Raw genomic sequence first — 16,047 nt, 5'->3', positions numbered from 1 at the left:
TGCTGCATCCATGAACGCCCCCACACCCACTCGGGTTCACTATCATAAGCAGGCACGTGAGCTGGAGCTTGGCTACGCCAGTGGCGAGACGTACCGGCTCCCCGTCGAACTGTTACGGGTCTACTCTCCTTCTGCCGAAGTGCGGGGTCACGGCGGCGACACGGCCGTTCTGCAGGTAGGTAAAAAAGACGTTGGCTTACAAAATATCACCCAAGCCGGTAATTACGCCCTCAAGCTGCACTTCGACGACGGCCACGATAGCGGCTTGTATAGCTGGAACTACCTCTTCGACCTGGCCACCCACCAAGACGCTTATTGGCAAAATTATCTCGAACGCTTGGAAGCGGCAGGCGCTTCCCGTGAGCCTGCAGGCATTCAATTCAAACAGCTGTGACGCGGTGCCCCAGGTGCAGCGCAGACAAATCGGGGTCGAGAAGGCTACAATGTTGCCAACCATGACTTGCGATGACCTAACGGTCGACAACTAACGCCTCGAACTCGGGAGCCAGAGCCCCATGAGCCCCACGGAAAAGCGCACTACCCATTTTGGCTACCAAGAGGTGCCGGTCGACGAAAAAGCCTCCCGCGTGGCTGACGTCTTTCACTCGGTGGCCGCTCGTTACGACGTGATGAACGACCTGATGTCCATGGGCATCCACCGCGTGTGGAAGCGGCTGACCATCGAGCGTGCAGGCGTCCGCCCAGGGCATCAGGTGCTCGACATTGCGGGCGGCACCGGCGATCTTACCCTCAAGTTTTCCCGTCTCGTCGGCCCACGTGGCAAAGTGGTGCTGGCCGACATCAACGCCTCCATGCTCAACGTCGGTCGCGATAAACTGATGGATAACGGTGTGGGGGGTAACGTCGAGTACGTGCAGGCCAATGCCGAGTGCCTGCCCTTCCCCGACAACACGTTCGACTGCATCACCATCGCCTTTGGCCTGCGTAACGTCACCGATAAAGATGCGGCGCTGCGCTCCATGGCGCGGGTACTCAAGCCAGGCGGGCGCTTGCTAGTGCTGGAATTCTCCAAACCCAATAACCCGCTGCTCTCCAAAGCCTACGACGAATACTCCTTCCGCTTGCTCCCCAAAATGGGCGAACTGGTCGCGGGAGATGGCGAGAGCTACCGCTATTTGGCCGAGTCGATTCGCATGCACCCGGATCAAGAGACGCTCAAGGGCATGATGGAGAGCGCTGGCCTGGAGCGGGTGGAGTACACCAACCTGACCGGTGGTATCGTTGCCCTCCACCGTGGCATCAAACTATGACCCCTTGGAACATGAGGTCAGTATGCTAGTCACCCCGACCCTGCTGTTGGCCGGATGTGAACGCACGATCAATGCTCTGCTCTCCCGAGACCCTGCGGCGCCTAACCGTTTGGCGACGCTAGCGGGCAGCCGCTTGCTGATTCGACTGGAGAAGCCCCACCTCGCGCTATTGATCTGCTATCACGTGTCAGGCATCGACCTACAGCACGGCGATGAGGTGGAGGAAACCGATGTCGATGCCGTAGTGGAACTGACCCCCGAAACGCTCTCCGAATGGCTGAGCGGCGCGTCCATCGAACGGCTGATGTTCGATGGCAAGCTCGCCGTGCGCGGCCGTCTCCATCTGCTGGAGGCAACCCGCGATCTGCTGTTCGATCTGGATATCGACTGGGAGGGCGAGCTGGCCCACTGGCTGGGCGATATGCCCGCCCACTCGCTGGCAGAAGGGATTCGCCGCGCCGCACGCTGGGGACTGCGTGCCAAAGACGAGCTGCTGCAGGATGTCTCGGAGTATGTCTTTGAGGAGGCTCGCCTACTGCCCGGCCGCCAACAGCGCGACGTGCTGCGCGACCATCTGACCGAACTAGAGATCGCCACCGACCGACTGGAAGCACGGTTGGCACGCTTGCATAAGCGGCTGACCCAACCAGCAGCGCCCTCAACGCCTAAGCCTTCAACGCCTAAGGAGCAGCGCGGATGAGCCTGCGGCTGTTTAAAATCGTCTGGGTCGTCACGCGGCACCGATTGGATACCTTGATTCCCGCCGAGCGCTTGCCGCTATGGATACGCCTACTGCTCAAACTGTCCCCGCTGCAGTTGGTACCCGTTGGGCAGCGCAGCCGTGGCGAGCGTTTGCGTTTGGCACTGGAGGCGCTGGGACCGATTTTCATCAAGTTCGGTCAGATGCTCTCTACCCGCCGGGACTTGCTGCCGGAAGACATCGCCGACGAGCTAAAGCGTTTGCAGGACCAAGTGCCGCCCTTCCCTGGCGAGCTGGCCGCTGCAAGGGTGGAGAAAGAGCTCGACATGACGCTTCCGGAGGCCTTTGCCGCCTTCGAACGCGTTCCACTGGCCTCGGCCTCGATTGCCCAAGTCCACGCCGCCACGTTGCACAGTGGCGAGGATGTGGTGGTCAAAATCATTCGCCCTGGCATCGACCGCATCATGCGCCAAGACATGGGCTTGATGTACCAAGTGGCCAAGCTGCTGGCCAAAGTGCCCGACGCCCGACGCTTACGGCCGGTCGAAGTGATCCGCGATTACGAGGCCACGCTGTTCGACGAGCTGGATCTCTATAAAGAAGCTGCCAACACCTCCCAGCTCAAGCGTAATTTCAAAGACTCACCGCTGCTATTCGTACCGACGATCTATTGGCCCTACACCCGTCGCCACGTCATGGTGCAGGAGCGTATTCGCGGCGTCCCGGTCGCCGATCTGGAGACGCTCATCGCACGGGGTACGAACCTGAAAAAGCTCGCCGAGCGCGGGGTGGAAATCTTCTTCACCCAGGTATTTCGCGATAACTTTTTCCATGCCGACATGCACCCCGGCAACATCTTCGTGAACTGCGACGACCCAGAGGATCCGCAATATATCGCCATCGACTGCGGTATCGTCGGCAGCCTCACTCGGGAAGATCAGGACTACTTGGCGCGTAACCTGCTCGCATTTTTTCATCAGGATTACTACGAAGTCGCCGCGCTGCACATCGAGTCGGGGTGGGTCGGTGAAAACACCCGCGCCAACGAGTTTGCCGCCGCCATTCGTACGGTATGCGAGCCCATTTTGGAAAAGCCGCTCAAGGACATCTCGTTTGGACAGGTGCTGCTCGGACTGTTCCAGACCGCCCGACGCTTCAATATGGAAGTGCAGCCGCAGCTGGTGCTGCTACAAAAAACGTTGCTCAATATCGAAGGTCTGGGCCGCCAGCTCTACCCGGAGCTGGATCTCTGGAGCACCGCCAAGCCCTATCTAGAAAAGTGGATGAAAGAGCGGGCAGGCATTGGTGGCCTGTGGCAATCGCTCAAGCGCCAAGCGCCAGAGCTGTCGCATCAACTGCCCGAGCTGCCGGTGCTGGCCCATCAAGCGCTGAGCCGTATGGAGCACGAACACCGCCAGCGCCATCAGCAGGTCACGGCGATTAGTCAGATGCGCCGCCAAATGAGCCAGCAAAGCAAACGTCAGCACCGTTTACGCATTGGATTGGCCTTGGTCGCCATTGCCCTGGCCTGGCAGCCGCTCAGCAGTTGGGCCGCTACCCAGGACTGGCCGATCCTAGCCGCCGCCGGAGCGGGCTTACTCCTTCTGTTATGGCATTGATACGCTGACATCACTTGACGAAACGACGCCGCCGATCGATAAAGAGAACACCATGACCGACGCTAACCACGCTCCCGTACTCGACGCCCTTGCTGAGGTTTTAAAGCAGCGTCGCCACGCCAATCCAGAAGATTCTTATGTTGCCTCCTTGCATCATAAGGGTTTGAACAAGATACTCGAAAAAGTCGGTGAAGAAGCGACCGAAACGCTGCTGGCCGCCAAGGACGCCGAGCACGGCAGCGACGAGGCCCGTGAAGCGTTGATCGCCGAAACGGCCGACCTGTGGTTTCATAGCCTTGTCATGCTGTCGCATCTGGATCTCGACCACCAGCGAGTACTCGATGAGCTCGCTCGACGGTTCGGGGTCTCAGGTCACGACGAGAAAGCATCCCGATCACAACGTTAACCCTGCTCCCATGAGGAAATGCATATGTTAGGTGGTATCAGTATTTGGCAGTTGCTGATTGTTCTGGGCATCATCATCCTGATTTTCGGCACCAAAAAACTACGTAACGTGGGCACCGACCTAGGCGGTGCCGTCAAAGGCTTCAAGAAAGCCATGCACGAAGAGGAGAAAGAGGGCGACAAGAAGGATGCCGATCAGCCTCAAGCCAAGGTGAGCCACGAAGACACCGGCAACACCTACGACGTGCAGGCCGAAGAGAAACGCGCCGCTGCCGACCGCGACGAAGAGCGCAAATAAGCCATGCTGGATATCGGTTTCCTTGAACTCATGCTCATTGGCATCGTGGCGCTGCTGGTGCTCGGCCCTGAGCGGCTGCCCAAAGCAGCACGCACGACGGGGCTATGGATCGGCAAGATCAAGCGTACGGTATCCGGCATGCAGCGTGAGATCAGCGCCCAGTTGGAGGCAGAAGAGCTGCGCCAAAAGCTGAACGAGCAGCAGAAAAAGCTCGATGATAGCTTGAAGAAAGCCAAGCAGGACGTGGAGAGCATTGCCGAGTCTCCCGAGCCTAGCGGTCAAACGACCAAGCGCCAACAGGCAACCGAGCAGCGCGTGGCTAACGCTAGCGCCCGGCTGGACGACGCGCTCAAAACGGTGCGCGAAGAAGATACCCCTACCACTAAAACAGCCGATCATCATAAGGATAGCAACCCCCAATGAGCATGTCTGGCGATTCTCAGGAGCCGCACAACGACCAAAGCCAAGCGCCTCTCATTGAGCATCTGATCGAGCTGCGTTCGCGTTTGATGAAAGCCGTCGTGGTAATCCTGGTGGTGTTTCTCGGGCTGTACGCGTTTGCCAATGACATCTACAGCTTCGTGGCGGATCCGTTGATGTCGCTGCTGCCGGAAGGCTCGCAGATGATCGCCACCGAGGTGGCGTCGCCGTTCTTGGCGCCGTTCAAGCTGACCCTGGTGGTGGCCGTCTTCATCGCCATTCCGTTCGTCTTGCATCAAGCCTGGGCGTTCGTGGCGCCGGGGCTGTACGACAACGAGAAAATGCTGGCCATTCCCATTTTGGTCTCCAGCGTGGCGCTGTTTTATGCCGGTGCAGCCTTTGCCTACTACGTGGTGTTTCCGCTGCTGTTCGAGTTCTTCACGCAAACCGGCCCGGAAAACGTCGCGGTGATGACCGACATCAACCAGTATCTCAATTTCGTCTTGAAACTGTTCTTTGCCTTTGGGGTCGCCTTCGAAATTCCCATTGCCACGTTTCTACTGATTTTGTCCGGCGCTACCACCGTCGAGAGCCTCTCCAAAAAGCGCCCCTATATCGTGCTGGGTTGCTTCGTGATCGGCATGCTGCTGACGCCGCCGGATGTCATCTCACAAAGCCTGCTGGCCATTCCCATGTATCTGCTTTACGAAGTCGGCCTGCTGTTTGGCCGCTTGGTACGCAAACGACGCGCAGAGGCCGACACCGACGAGTAGGCGTCATCGCCCTTGCGACGTTCCACTAAAAAGCCTCTGCCATCCCACGATGACAGAGGCTTTTTCCCTACGAGTGGCCCCGCGCATGCGCTAGTGTGCCCCTCACCCCATCATTTCATCGATACGATCCACCAGCTTGAAAATCCCCGTCGCGGCTTCGCTAATACGCGTGGCGAGCATGTAGGCCGGGGTCGTGACCACCCGGTGCTCGTGATCCACGACGATATCTTCCACGCCGCAGCTACGGTGCAGACCACCCATAGCGCTGATCGCCCCTGACACGCCCGGATCATGGCCAACGGTCACGGCAATCCCATCGCCCAACAGGCGCGGCACCATTACCGGAGCAATACACATCAAGCCGATGGGCTTGGCGTCTTCTTTGAAGCCGGCAAGCGCTTCTTTCACGCTCTCCAAGACCTGCATGCTGTCGCCCTGCGTGGCAAAGTCAGAGAGATTTTTGGCGACCCCAAAACCACCCGGCACGATGACCGCATCGAAATCGTCGGCCTCCAGCTCGTTAATCGGGCTGATATCACCACGCGCCAAACGGGCCGATTCCTGCAGCACGTTGCGGCTCTCCCCCTCCACTGGCGACTGGTCCAAATGGTTGATCACATGATGTTGCGCTACGTCCGGGGCAAAACAGCGATAGCCGATACCCAATTGATCCAAACGCAACAGCGTCAGCGTCGTCTCATAGATTTCCGAGCCATCGAAGACGCCACACCCCGCCAATACGACCGCTACCTGCTTTGTCATGTTTATCTCCTTGCGTGAGCCATTCGTGCGGCTGAAGGGCTCACTTTAGACAGTCTCCATCGCCGCCACAAGGCGGCTTTCGCTGCATAGCATGGCTGATATACTCACAGCAAGCCTTAGACAAGGCACCCACATAGCTACTGCTTGGAGAGAGCCGTTGACTACCTCAACCCCACGCCACTTCCCCGCCACCCGGATGCGCCGCATGCGCCGGGACGATTTTTCGCGCCGCTTGATGCAAGAGTCGACGCTGACGCCCAATGACTTGATCCTACCGGTCTTCGTTCTGGAAGGCGAAAATCAGCGTGAAGCGGTGGCTTCCATGCCTGGCGTCGAGCGGCTCTCGATCGATCTACTCATCGAGCAGGCCCGAGAGGCGTATGCGCTGGGTATTCCCGCGCTGGCGCTATTCCCCGTCATTGGCGCCGAGCAAAAAAGCGAACTGGCCGAAGAAGCCTACAACGCCAACGGGCTAGTTCAGCGCAGCGTGCGCGCACTCAAGCAGGCGCTACCGAAGCTGGGCATCATTACCGATGTAGCCCTGGACCCCTACACCAGCCACGGTCAGGATGGCATTCTCGATGAGCACGGCTACGTTCAAAACGACCGCACCGTCGATACGCTGCTCAAACAAGCGCTCTCCCATGCCGAAGCAGGCGCTGACGTAGTCGCACCCTCCGATATGATGGATGGTCGCATTGGTGCCATTCGCCAAGTGCTAGAGCAAGAACACCTGCACAACGTGCGCATTATGGCCTACAGCGCCAAGTACGCCTCAAACTACTACGGCCCCTTCCGCGATGCGGTCGGCTCGGCAACCAACCTTGGCAAGGCGGACAAACGCACCTACCAGATGGATCCCGCCAACGGTGACGAAGCGTTGCACGAAGTGGCCATGGACATCGCCGAAGGTGCCGATATGGTGATGGTCAAGCCGGGTATGCCCTACCTAGACGTGGTGCGTCGGGTCAAAAGCGAGCTGCAGGTGCCCACCTTTGCTTACCAAGTGAGTGGCGAATACGCCATGCACCGAGCCGCCTTCGACAACGGCTGGCTGGAGGCCGAGCCGGTGATTCTGGAGTCGCTGATGTGCTTCAAGCGGGCGGGGGCCGACGGTATTTTGACCTACTTTGCATTGGAGGCCGCACGTCTACTGCAGCGCTGAGCGACGTTTATGCCCTTTAGATGACAACCGAGTGACACTCGTTTGTCATCTTTCCCCCGCATACTGCTTTAATGAACGTTATAACGCTATGATGGGCCAGTACCACGACTGCGGGGGCAACCATGGACGACAACGCAACAGATTCCACGTCGACACTATCGTCGACGTTACCGCCCAGTGAGACATCGAGCAGCGACGTCGATATCGTGCCGCTGCGCATCAACCGCACCCCCACGGGTGTACAGGCCAAAGAGTCGCATGTCGAAGCCGATTTGGACGACCCGCAGCTCTACTTCAATCGCGAGCTGTCACACCTACAGTTCAATATCCGTGTCTTGGAGCAGGCGTTGGACGACGCCCACCCGCTACTCAACCGGCTGATGTTCCTGCTCATCTTCTCCTCCAACATGGATGAGTTCTTCGAAATTCGCGTCGCCGGGCTCAAGCACCAGATGGCCCTGGGCGACGACACCACCGCCGCCGATGGCCGCTTACCAAAAGCCGTATTGGCCGAGATCTCCGAGGTCGCTCACCAGCAGATTGCCCGTCAGTACGAGATTCTCAACGACACGCTGCTGCCCGCGCTGGAGGCTCAGGGGCTGCGTTTTCGCCGTCGCGATCAGTGGAATGACAAACAAAAGGCCTGGGTACGTGACTTTTTCGATAACGAAATCATGCCGGTCATCAGCCCCATTGGCCTCGACCCCTCCCACCCCTTTCCGAGGCTGGTCAACAAGAGCCTCAATTTCATCGTCGAACTGGAAGGCAAAGATGCCTTTGGCCGCTCAGGGGGCATGGCGATTCTACCCGCCCCACGCTCATTACCGCGACTGATGGCACTGCCCAAAGAGCTGTGCGCCGAAGGATTCTCCGAGTACGTCTTCTTGTCATCGATGATTCATGCACACGCCGAGGAGCTCTTTCCCGGTATGCGCGTGCGGGGCTGCTATCAGTTCCGCCTGACCCGTAACGCGGACATGACGGTCGACCCCGAAGAAGTGTCCGATCTAGCCTCAGCCCTGCGCGGTGAGCTGTTGGCCAGGCGCTACGGCAGCGGTGTGCGTTTGGAAGTCGCCGACAACTGCCCTGACGATTTGATCGACTTCCTCCTGCGCCAATTCGACCTAGAAAGCGGCGATCTTTATCGCGTCCAGGGACCCGTAAACTTGACCCGAATGATGGCCGTGCTGGGCGATGTCGACCGTCCCGAACTGCTCTACCGCCCGTTCACCCCCAGCGTACCCAAGGTGCTGAAAGGCGGCAGCTTGTTCAGCGCCATCGCTAAAAACGATATCTTGCTGCACCATCCCTTCCAATCCTTCTCGCCTATCGAAGACCTGCTGCGTGAAGCAGCCCGTGACCCCGACGTATTGGCCATCAAACAAACGCTTTACCGCACCGGCTCCGAATCGCCCATCGTCAGTGCCCTGGTGGATGCCGCCAGCCAGGGCAAAGAAGTCACTGTGGTGATCGAGCTGCGGGCGCGCTTCGACGAGGCGGATAACCTGCAGCTAGCGTCACGCCTGCAGGAAGCGGGTGCGATCGTGATTTACGGCATCATGGCGTACAAAACCCACGCCAAGATGCTGCATATCGTGCGCCGCGAAAAAGGCGAGCTGCGCCACTACGCGCACCTGGGCACCGGCAATTACCACTCCAAGACGGCCAAGCTCTACACCGATTACAGCCTGCTGACCGCCAACCAGACACTGTGTGCCGACGTGCATAAAGTCTTTCAGCAGCTTTCCGGTATGGGCCGGGCGCGTAAGATCGATACGCTGTTACACGCACCCTTTACGCTACACGAACGCCTCGTCGAGATGATCGACCGCGAGGCTCAGGTGGCGCGTAAGGGTAAACGTGGCCATATCATCATCAAATGCAACTCGTTGACTGAGCCCAAGTTGATCAAGGCGCTGTACCGCGCATCGCAAGCGGGCGTGGAGTGCGATTTGATCATTCGTGGCATGTGCTGCTTGAAACCGGGTATTCCGGGCGTGTCGGACAACATACGCGTCCGCTCAATCATTGGTCGTTTTCTCGAACATACCCGAGTATTTCACTTCCACAACGACGGCAAACCGGAAATCTGGTGCTCCAGCGCGGATTTCATGTCGCGCAACATGTTCCACCGGGTCGAAACCTGCTTTCCGCTGCTGGATAAGAAACTGGCCACCCGGGTACGCAAAGACCTGGAAACGTACCTCGTGGATAACTGCCAGAGCTGGCTGTTACAGAGTGACGGCAGCTACCAGCTACAGGACCCTGGTAGCGGCGACGCGATTAGCGCTCAGGAAACGTTGCTATACGCCTACGCGTCGAAGAGCTGACGACAACGCCCCGCTGTGGTACGCAGCGGGGCGAAGGTGAGAGGTGTTGGATCTAGGCGTAGCGCTGGCGTAGCTGCAAGGCAGCCTCGACCATATTGGCCAATGCAGGCTCGACTTCGGCCCAGCGGCGGGTTTTCAATCCGCAGTCCGGGTTGATCCATAGCCGTTCGGCTGGGATTTTCTTCAACGCTCTCTCCATGAGTGACACCATCCACGCTATATCGGGAATATTCGGCGAGTGTATATCGTAGACACCTGGCCCGATTTCATTGGGATAGGCAAAGTCCTGAAACGCATCCAGCAGTTGCATGTCCGAACGCGATGTCTCGATGGTGATTACGTCGGCATCCAGCGCGGCAATGGCGCCGATGATATCGTTGAATTCCGAGTAGCACATGTGAGTATGGATCTGGGTACTGTCGGCTACCCCGGCAGCACTCAGTTGAAAGCTCTCGACGGCCCAATTCAGATACGTTTGCCACTCGCTCTGGCGAAGCGGCAGCCCCTCGCGCAGCGCCGGTTCGTCGATTTGAATAATAGAGATGCCCGCTGCTTCCAGATCGCAAACTTCATCCCGCAGGGCCAGAGCAATTTGGCGGCAGGTGGTCGCACGGGGCTGATCGTCGCGCACGAACGACCATTGCAAGATCGTCACCGGCCCAGTCAACATGCCCTTCATCGGCGTTTGGGTCAGCGACTGGGCATACTCGCTCCAGCGCACGGTCATCGGCGTAGGCCGCGATACGTCGCCCACGATGATCGGCGGCTTCACACAACGGGTGCCGTAGCTTTGCACCCAGCCAAAGCGGGTAAACGCAAAACCGTCGAGCTGCTCGCCAAAGTACTCCACCATGTCGTTACGCTCGGCTTCACCGTGCACCAACACGTCCAAGCCGAGCGCTTCCTGGCGCGCTACCGCATGGGCGATCTCTTCGCGCATCTTCGCTTCATAGTCCGTCTGACTGAGCTCACCCGCTTTGAACGCCCGACGTGCAGCACGGATGGCATCCGTCTGCGGGAAGGAGCCAATCGTGGTGGTGGGAAACAGAGGCAGTGCCAGCAGCCGTCGCTGGGCCTGTGTGCGCTCGACGTAGGGTGACTGACGCTGGCTATCTGCGGACGTCACGGCGGCCAAACGCTCGCCCACGGCGGGCTGGCGGGTACGCGGCGACTCGCGCCGTGCATCCAGCGCACGGGTGGCATCGCTCAACCGCTGCTCATCCTCCGGCGTGGCGCGGTTATCGATCAGCCGCGCTAGCGTCACCACCTCATCCAGCTTTTGGCGGGCAAACGCCAGCCAGTTCAAAAGCTCGGCGTCCAGCTCGGTCTCTTGACGCAGGTCGACCGGCACGTGAAGCAGCGAGCAGCTAGGCGCGAGCCACAACCGCTTACCTAGCCGCACTTTCAGTGGTAGCAACCGCTCGCGCAGCGTGGCCAAGTCAGCGCGCCAGATGTTCCGTCCATCGACCAACCCCACCGACAGTACCTGCTGGGGGCTCAACCGATCGATCACATCCGCCACCTGCTCAGGAGCTCGCACGGCATCGATGTGTAGCCCCTCCACCGGCAACCGCGTCGCGAGCGGAAGGTTATCGCCCAGCGAACCGAAGTACGTGGCGACCAACAGCTTCAGCGGTGTCGACTGTAAGCGAAAGTAGGCACGCTCGTAAGCCTGCTGCCAGGAGAGCGGCAAATCCTGTACCAGCGCAGGCTCATCGAGTTGCACCCACTCGACGCCTTGCGTCGCTAGGCGGGACAGTGCCTCGCTGTAAACGTCCAAAACGCTATCGAGCAGGTCGAGGCGGTCGAACTCGCTCCCCTTGGCTTTACCCAACCATAGCCAAGTCAGTGGGCCGATTAGCGTCACTTTGGGCGTAAAGCCCGCTTTCAACGCTTCATCCACCTCGTCAAACAGCCGCGAGGAGGCTAAGGTAAACGTCTGGTCACGATGCAGTTCCGGCACTAGGTAGTGGTAGTTGGTATCGAAATATTTGGTCATTTCACAAGCGGCCGCTGGCGTACCGCTCGGTGCGCGGCCACGGGCCATACGAAAGGCGGTATCCAGGTCGATACAGCCTGCGTTCACTTCATCCTCAGCCTGAAAGCGGCCAGGCACCGCCCCTAGCAACACGGAGACGTTTAGCACTTGATCGTAAAAGGCGAAGTCACCCACGCTGACCATGTCCAAGCCGGCCGCCTGCTGGGTTTGCCAGTGGGCAAGACGCAGTGCTTGACCTGCGGCTTCCAGCTCATCGCGACGGACCTCGCCCTTCCAGTAGGCTTCAGTGACTTTTTTCAGCTCGCGCTGTGCTCCGATACGGGGATAGCCGAGAATATGCGACACTGTCATGATGAATCCTTCCAACGTGAATGATTTCACACAGTTTGAGCACCGCACAAACATGAATCAAACTAAAGATTCTAATACCAACCATGAAAATTAGTCACAATGATTGAACTACGCCACCTGCGCACACTACTGGCCCTACGCGAGACCGGCTCGCTCGTCGAAGCTGCTGAGCGGGTGCACTTGACGCAGTCGGCCCTATCACATCAATTAAAAGATTTGGAAAGCCGCGTGGACGGACCGCTGTTCGTCCGCAAAACCCGGCCGGTGGAGTTCACTCGCGCCGGGCTACGGCTGCTAGCGCTGGCCGATGAGATTTTGCCCGAAGTGCGTAAAGCCGAACGGGATTTGGCCCGTCTAGCTGGCACCGAACAGGGGCGTTTACACATGGCCATCGAGTGCCATAGCTGTTTTCAGTGGTTAATGCCGACGGTGGATTACTTTCGTGATCACTGGCCGGAAGTAGAGATCGACATTCCCAGCGGGCACCATTTCGACCCCCTACCAGCGCTGGCGCGTGAACAGCTCGACCTGGTGATTACCGCCGATCCGCAGCCGTTGGAAGGTGTGCGTTATGTACCACTGTTTCGCTATGAGGGCCTGCTTGCCGTTGCCCGTCAGCACCGCTTCGCGGGACAAGCCTATATCGAGCCTGAGGCACTGGCCGATGAAACGCTCATTACCTACCCGGTGGAACAGTCGCGTCTAGATGTCTTCACGCAGTTTCTGGCGCCAGCCAACGTGCGCCCCAAAGAGATCCGCACGGCGGAGCTGACGATCATGATGATGCAGCTTGTGGCCAGCGGACGCGGCGTGTGTGCACTGCCCAACTGGGCGCTCACCGAGTATTTGGAGCGCGACTATGTCAGCGCCGTAAAGCTCGGCGATCAAGGCATTTGGAGCACACTTCATGCGGCCATTCGGGAAGAGAGCGCCGAGGCGCCGTGGATGCAGGACTTTTTACGCACCGCCAAGGAGACGTCCTTTGCGGTACTCTCTGGCATTAAACCGGCGATTCGCGACGAGGAATCAGCAGCGTAAAGCGCGCGCCGCCCAGCGTGGGACTGCTGTCCACGGTAACGCTGCCACCGTGACCCGCCATGATTTTTTGTACGATCGACAGACCAAGGCCGTAACCACCGGAGCTACGAGCGCGGCTATCGTCCAGCCGCGCAAAGGGCTTGAAGACATCGGCCCGCGCCTCGAAAGGAATCCCCGGCCCGTCATCCTCGACATCGATACGCACCAAGTGCGGCTCATCCCACAGGCGAATCACCACTTGGGATTTGCCGTAGCGACAGGCGTTACCCACCAGATTCTGCAGCGCCCGCTGAAGGTAGCGGGGCTCTGCCAGCAGCTCGATATCCGGCCCTGGCACCAGGGTCAGTTGCTGACGAGCATGCAGCGGGGCCAGCGTGTCGATCACCCTTTCGGCCATGGCTCGGCACTCGACCAGCGCCATTTCGAGTTCGGCGCCGTTAACCGTTTCACCGCCCAAGCGGGCGTACGTTAGAATTTCGTCCACCAGTTCATCGAGCTCGGCGATATCTGCATCGATACCCTGTAGCTGACGCTGAATAGCGGGTTGGTCGGTCATGTCTTCGACCATCTGCACCGCAAAGCGGATACGCGCTACCGGCGTGCGCAGCTCGTGAGATACCGCGCGAATCATCTCCTGCTGACCGCGCAGCAGGCTCTGCACCTGGTTCGCCATACCATTGAAGGCCATCCCCAAGCGTCCCAGAAAGTCGCCGCTCTCCACTTTGACCCGCGTCTCCAAACGACCGCTGGCGATCCGCGTTGCGGCCAATTCCAAACGTGCCATCCGCGACTCGATACTGCGCATGATCAGATAAATGATCAGGCTGAGGACCACCATCAGTGCGACAAGCAGCGGCAGATGCAGGTTCAGCGGCAGGGTGTCCCCCCGGGAAATGGGGCCTGCCTGCAACCACTGCTCCGCGCCACCTGTCTCATTCGGCAGTTGATAAAGCAGCGTAATGGAGAGTTTGTCCGAGACGAGCCGGGTGATGACCCCGCCCAGGGTGAGCTGAAACTGCTGTTCGGTGGTTAGATCGTCGGGAAGCGCATTGAGCAGGCTCAGCGGCCAGTTGCCCGGCCGCAAACGCGTGAGCGCCGTCAGCCGCTCCTCGGCAGGCATACCGGCTAGCCAATCACCTAACAGCACCATACTGCCCTGCCATTGGCGCTCGCTCCAGGCACCAAAGGTGGCTTCCAGCAGCCACTGCTCTCCACTGCCAGTCGTCGGTAGGCGCTGACGTAGCTGCCACGGCGGCTCTGACACCAGCACCGTGCCACGCTCGATGCGCGCCCGCTCAAAATAGCCAAGGGACGCGTCGCTGAGGCTACGCAGCGCGAGCTGCATTCCCAACTGTTCCGAAAACTCCCCCAGCAGCGCTTCCCGCCTCTCCATGGGCACGTCCGCTAACCGCTGAGTCATCAGCGACATGGGCAGCGCAGCGAGCTGCTCACGGTAATCCTCACGGCGCACCTGCTCGATAAAAGAGCGCCCGCCCAGCGCGATGAAAAACACCACGCAAAGCGCTAACCCCAGCAGCAGGTAGAAACGCAAAAACGTGCCGTGACTCAGCACTCGCCGCATGCCACAACCTCTCTTAACTGTCCTTTACGAACAGGTAGCCTTTGCTGCGCACGGTTTTGATGCGGTGCGGCTGATTGGGATCGTCGCCAATTTTGGGACGAATCCGCGACACCCGCACGTCGATGGAGCGGTCCTGACCGTCGTACTTGATACCGCGAAGATCGCTGAAGATCTCTTCACGGGTCAGCACACGACCCGCATTCCGCGCCAACAGCCATAGCAAATCGAATTCGGCGCTGGTCAAGTCGATGCGATCACCAGAGAGCCAAGCTTCACGGGTGGCGTTGTCGATCTCCAAATTTTCGAACTTAAGACGCATTTCGCCATCTGGAGCAGGACCATCGGCACGCCGCAGCAACGCGCGCATGCGTGCTAGCAGCACGCGCGGCTGCACCGGTTTAGGCACGTAGTCGTCCGCGCCCATTTCGAGTCCTAATACCTGATCGAGATCGTCCGTTCGGGCGGTTAGCATCATGATGGGGCCGACAAAATTGGGCCGAACACGGCGACAAATCGCTAAACCATCTTCCCCCGGCAACATTAGATCCAAAATGACGAGATCAGGCTGCAGCGTCAAAATACGGTCGACTCCTTTGGCGCCATCCGCTTCTAACGTGACTTGAAAGCCGTTTGCCTCCAGGTAGTCGCGGGTGAGCTCCGCCAAGCGCTGATCGTCTTCGATGATAAGCACGTGATCCTGGTCGGGGTAGTCGGGGGTGACCGCATCCTGTTCCCCAAGTGCTTGAAATTGCTGTTCCAAGTGATCTACCATCCTTTTTCTTCACTCCGCTTAGGCAGTTTGTATTATCACCCGCTCACCCGATGCAAAAGCAGGTCGTGATAGCTCCCAGGATACCTCAAAACCTCGCCAGCGCCTGCCCTTTGATCAATGTTCCCTGGCTTTCGTTACTGGGCAGCTTGGGTCGGCTTGATTCTTCTAACATCAAGCGCTAATGTGAGGTGGCAGACTGTCGACAATCTGACAGGAGGAGATCCCATGGGAGATGGCAAAGCCAAAAGTGTCATTAAACGTGTTTATGTGCCGACACAGGTGCGTGACCTGCCCAACGGTGAGAAGCTGAAGATCCCCGGGCACTACAAGGCACCGCCTACCGATGCCAATAGCGCAATGGATGAATAGCCGCTATTCATGATGCTCAATACAGAAAAGGCAGGCCCTCACGGCCTGCCTTTTTATATCTCTACTTGTAATGTTCCGGATGATCAAATCGCCTATAGGAGTTATCCTTTGCTAGCCGCCAGGGAGCTTCTTCAGCAATTCATCCGGGAACAGGTTCATGGACATCAAGCTGCATAAACAAGCAACGACAACG

Annotated in this window: 16 protein-coding genes; 12 read left to right on the top strand and 4 right to left on the bottom strand. The window is 58.8% G+C overall.

Features of this window, described 5'->3' with window-relative positions:
* Positions 1 to 10 precede the first annotated feature (10 nt).
* The 8 genes from MHM37_RS03770 (at position 11) to tatC (ending at position 5,486) form a co-directional block, all read left to right on the top strand.
* A complete protein-coding gene (locus MHM37_RS03770; protein ID WP_153842493.1) occupies positions 11 to 394 on the top strand; it encodes a DUF971 domain-containing protein in 384 nt (127 codons plus the stop codon).
* Between the two features lie 121 nt (positions 395 to 515).
* A complete protein-coding gene (gene ubiE / locus MHM37_RS03765; RefSeq protein WP_139526338.1) occupies positions 516 to 1,271 on the top strand; it encodes a bifunctional demethylmenaquinone methyltransferase/2-methoxy-6-polyprenyl-1,4-benzoquinol methylase UbiE in 756 nt (251 codons plus the stop codon).
* Positions 1,272 to 1,293: 22 nt separating this feature from the next.
* Positions 1,294 to 1,971, top strand: coding sequence for an SCP2 sterol-binding domain-containing protein (locus MHM37_RS03760; RefSeq protein ID WP_239296052.1), 678 nt, complete (start codon positions 1,294 to 1,296; stop codon positions 1,969 to 1,971).
* Positions 1,968 to 3,590, top strand: a complete 1,623-nt coding sequence (ubiB, locus tag MHM37_RS03755) for a ubiquinone biosynthesis regulatory protein kinase UbiB (protein ID WP_153842492.1) — start codon at positions 1,968 to 1,970, stop codon at positions 3,588 to 3,590. The genes MHM37_RS03760 and ubiB overlap by 4 nt, the downstream gene beginning before the upstream one ends.
* A 52-nt stretch (positions 3,591 to 3,642) precedes the next feature.
* A complete protein-coding gene (locus tag MHM37_RS03750) occupies positions 3,643 to 3,996 on the top strand; it encodes a phosphoribosyl-ATP diphosphatase (RefSeq protein WP_139526335.1) in 354 nt (117 codons plus the stop codon).
* A gap of 24 nt (positions 3,997 to 4,020) precedes the next feature.
* On the top strand, positions 4,021 to 4,293 hold the full coding sequence (gene tatA, locus MHM37_RS03745) for a Sec-independent protein translocase subunit TatA (protein ID WP_139526334.1): 273 nt from the start codon (positions 4,021 to 4,023) through the stop codon (positions 4,291 to 4,293).
* A 3-nt stretch (positions 4,294 to 4,296) separates the two neighbouring features.
* Positions 4,297 to 4,716, top strand: a complete 420-nt coding sequence (gene tatB / locus MHM37_RS03740; protein WP_153842491.1) for a Sec-independent protein translocase protein TatB — start codon at positions 4,297 to 4,299, stop codon at positions 4,714 to 4,716.
* Entirely contained in the window at positions 4,713 to 5,486 is a 774-nt protein-coding gene (gene tatC / locus MHM37_RS03735; protein WP_139526332.1) for a twin-arginine translocase subunit TatC, read from the top strand. The genes tatB and tatC overlap by 4 nt, the downstream gene beginning before the upstream one ends.
* 102 nt (positions 5,487 to 5,588) lie before the next feature.
* Here tatC and elbB read toward each other — a convergent pair whose 3' ends face one another.
* Complete coding sequence (gene elbB / locus MHM37_RS03730) at positions 5,589 to 6,248, bottom strand: isoprenoid biosynthesis glyoxalase ElbB (RefSeq protein ID WP_153842490.1); 660 nt, start codon at positions 6,246 to 6,248, stop codon at positions 5,589 to 5,591.
* Positions 6,249 to 6,405: 157 nt separating this feature from the next.
* Between elbB and hemB the strand changes: the two genes are divergently transcribed.
* A complete protein-coding gene (gene hemB / locus MHM37_RS03725; RefSeq protein ID WP_153842489.1) occupies positions 6,406 to 7,413 on the top strand; it encodes a porphobilinogen synthase in 1,008 nt (335 codons plus the stop codon).
* Positions 7,414 to 7,535: 122 nt separating this feature from the next.
* A complete protein-coding gene (gene ppk1 / locus MHM37_RS03720; protein WP_139526329.1) occupies positions 7,536 to 9,743 on the top strand; it encodes a polyphosphate kinase 1 in 2,208 nt (735 codons plus the stop codon).
* Between the two features lie 52 nt (positions 9,744 to 9,795).
* Here the strand turns inward: ppk1 and metE are convergent, their stop codons facing one another.
* Positions 9,796 to 12,093 (bottom strand): 5-methyltetrahydropteroyltriglutamate--homocysteine S-methyltransferase, encoded by a 2,298-nt coding sequence (gene metE, locus MHM37_RS03715; protein ID WP_239296053.1) that lies wholly within the window; start codon positions 12,091 to 12,093, stop codon positions 9,796 to 9,798.
* Positions 12,094 to 12,192: 99 nt separating this feature from the next.
* Here metE and MHM37_RS03710 point away from each other — a divergent pair, with 99 nt between their 5' ends.
* Positions 12,193 to 13,131, top strand: coding sequence for a LysR family transcriptional regulator (locus MHM37_RS03710; protein WP_139526327.1), 939 nt, complete (start codon positions 12,193 to 12,195; stop codon positions 13,129 to 13,131).
* Here MHM37_RS03710 and MHM37_RS03705 read toward each other — a convergent pair.
* Positions 13,094 to 14,713, bottom strand: a complete 1,620-nt coding sequence (locus MHM37_RS03705; protein WP_139526326.1) for an ATP-binding protein — start codon at positions 14,711 to 14,713, stop codon at positions 13,094 to 13,096. The two genes, MHM37_RS03710 and MHM37_RS03705, sit on opposite strands and share 38 nt — an antisense overlap.
* Positions 14,714 to 14,726: 13 nt before the next feature.
* Positions 14,727 to 15,485, bottom strand: coding sequence for a winged helix-turn-helix domain-containing protein (locus MHM37_RS03700; RefSeq protein ID WP_139526325.1), 759 nt, complete (start codon positions 15,483 to 15,485; stop codon positions 14,727 to 14,729).
* A 225-nt stretch (positions 15,486 to 15,710) separates the two neighbouring features.
* Between MHM37_RS03700 and MHM37_RS03695 the strand changes: the two genes are divergently transcribed.
* Positions 15,711 to 15,854: a hypothetical protein gene (locus MHM37_RS03695; protein ID WP_168444470.1), complete on the top strand. Its 144-nt coding sequence runs from the start codon at positions 15,711 to 15,713 to the stop codon at positions 15,852 to 15,854.
* The last annotated feature ends 193 nt before the right edge of the window (positions 15,855 to 16,047 follow it).

Source organism: Halomonas sp. MMH1-48 (assembly GCF_022348105.1).
Taxonomy (GTDB): domain Bacteria; phylum Pseudomonadota; class Gammaproteobacteria; order Pseudomonadales; family Halomonadaceae; genus Vreelandella; species Vreelandella piezotolerans.
This window is presented reverse-complemented; position numbering and strand designations above follow the sequence as displayed.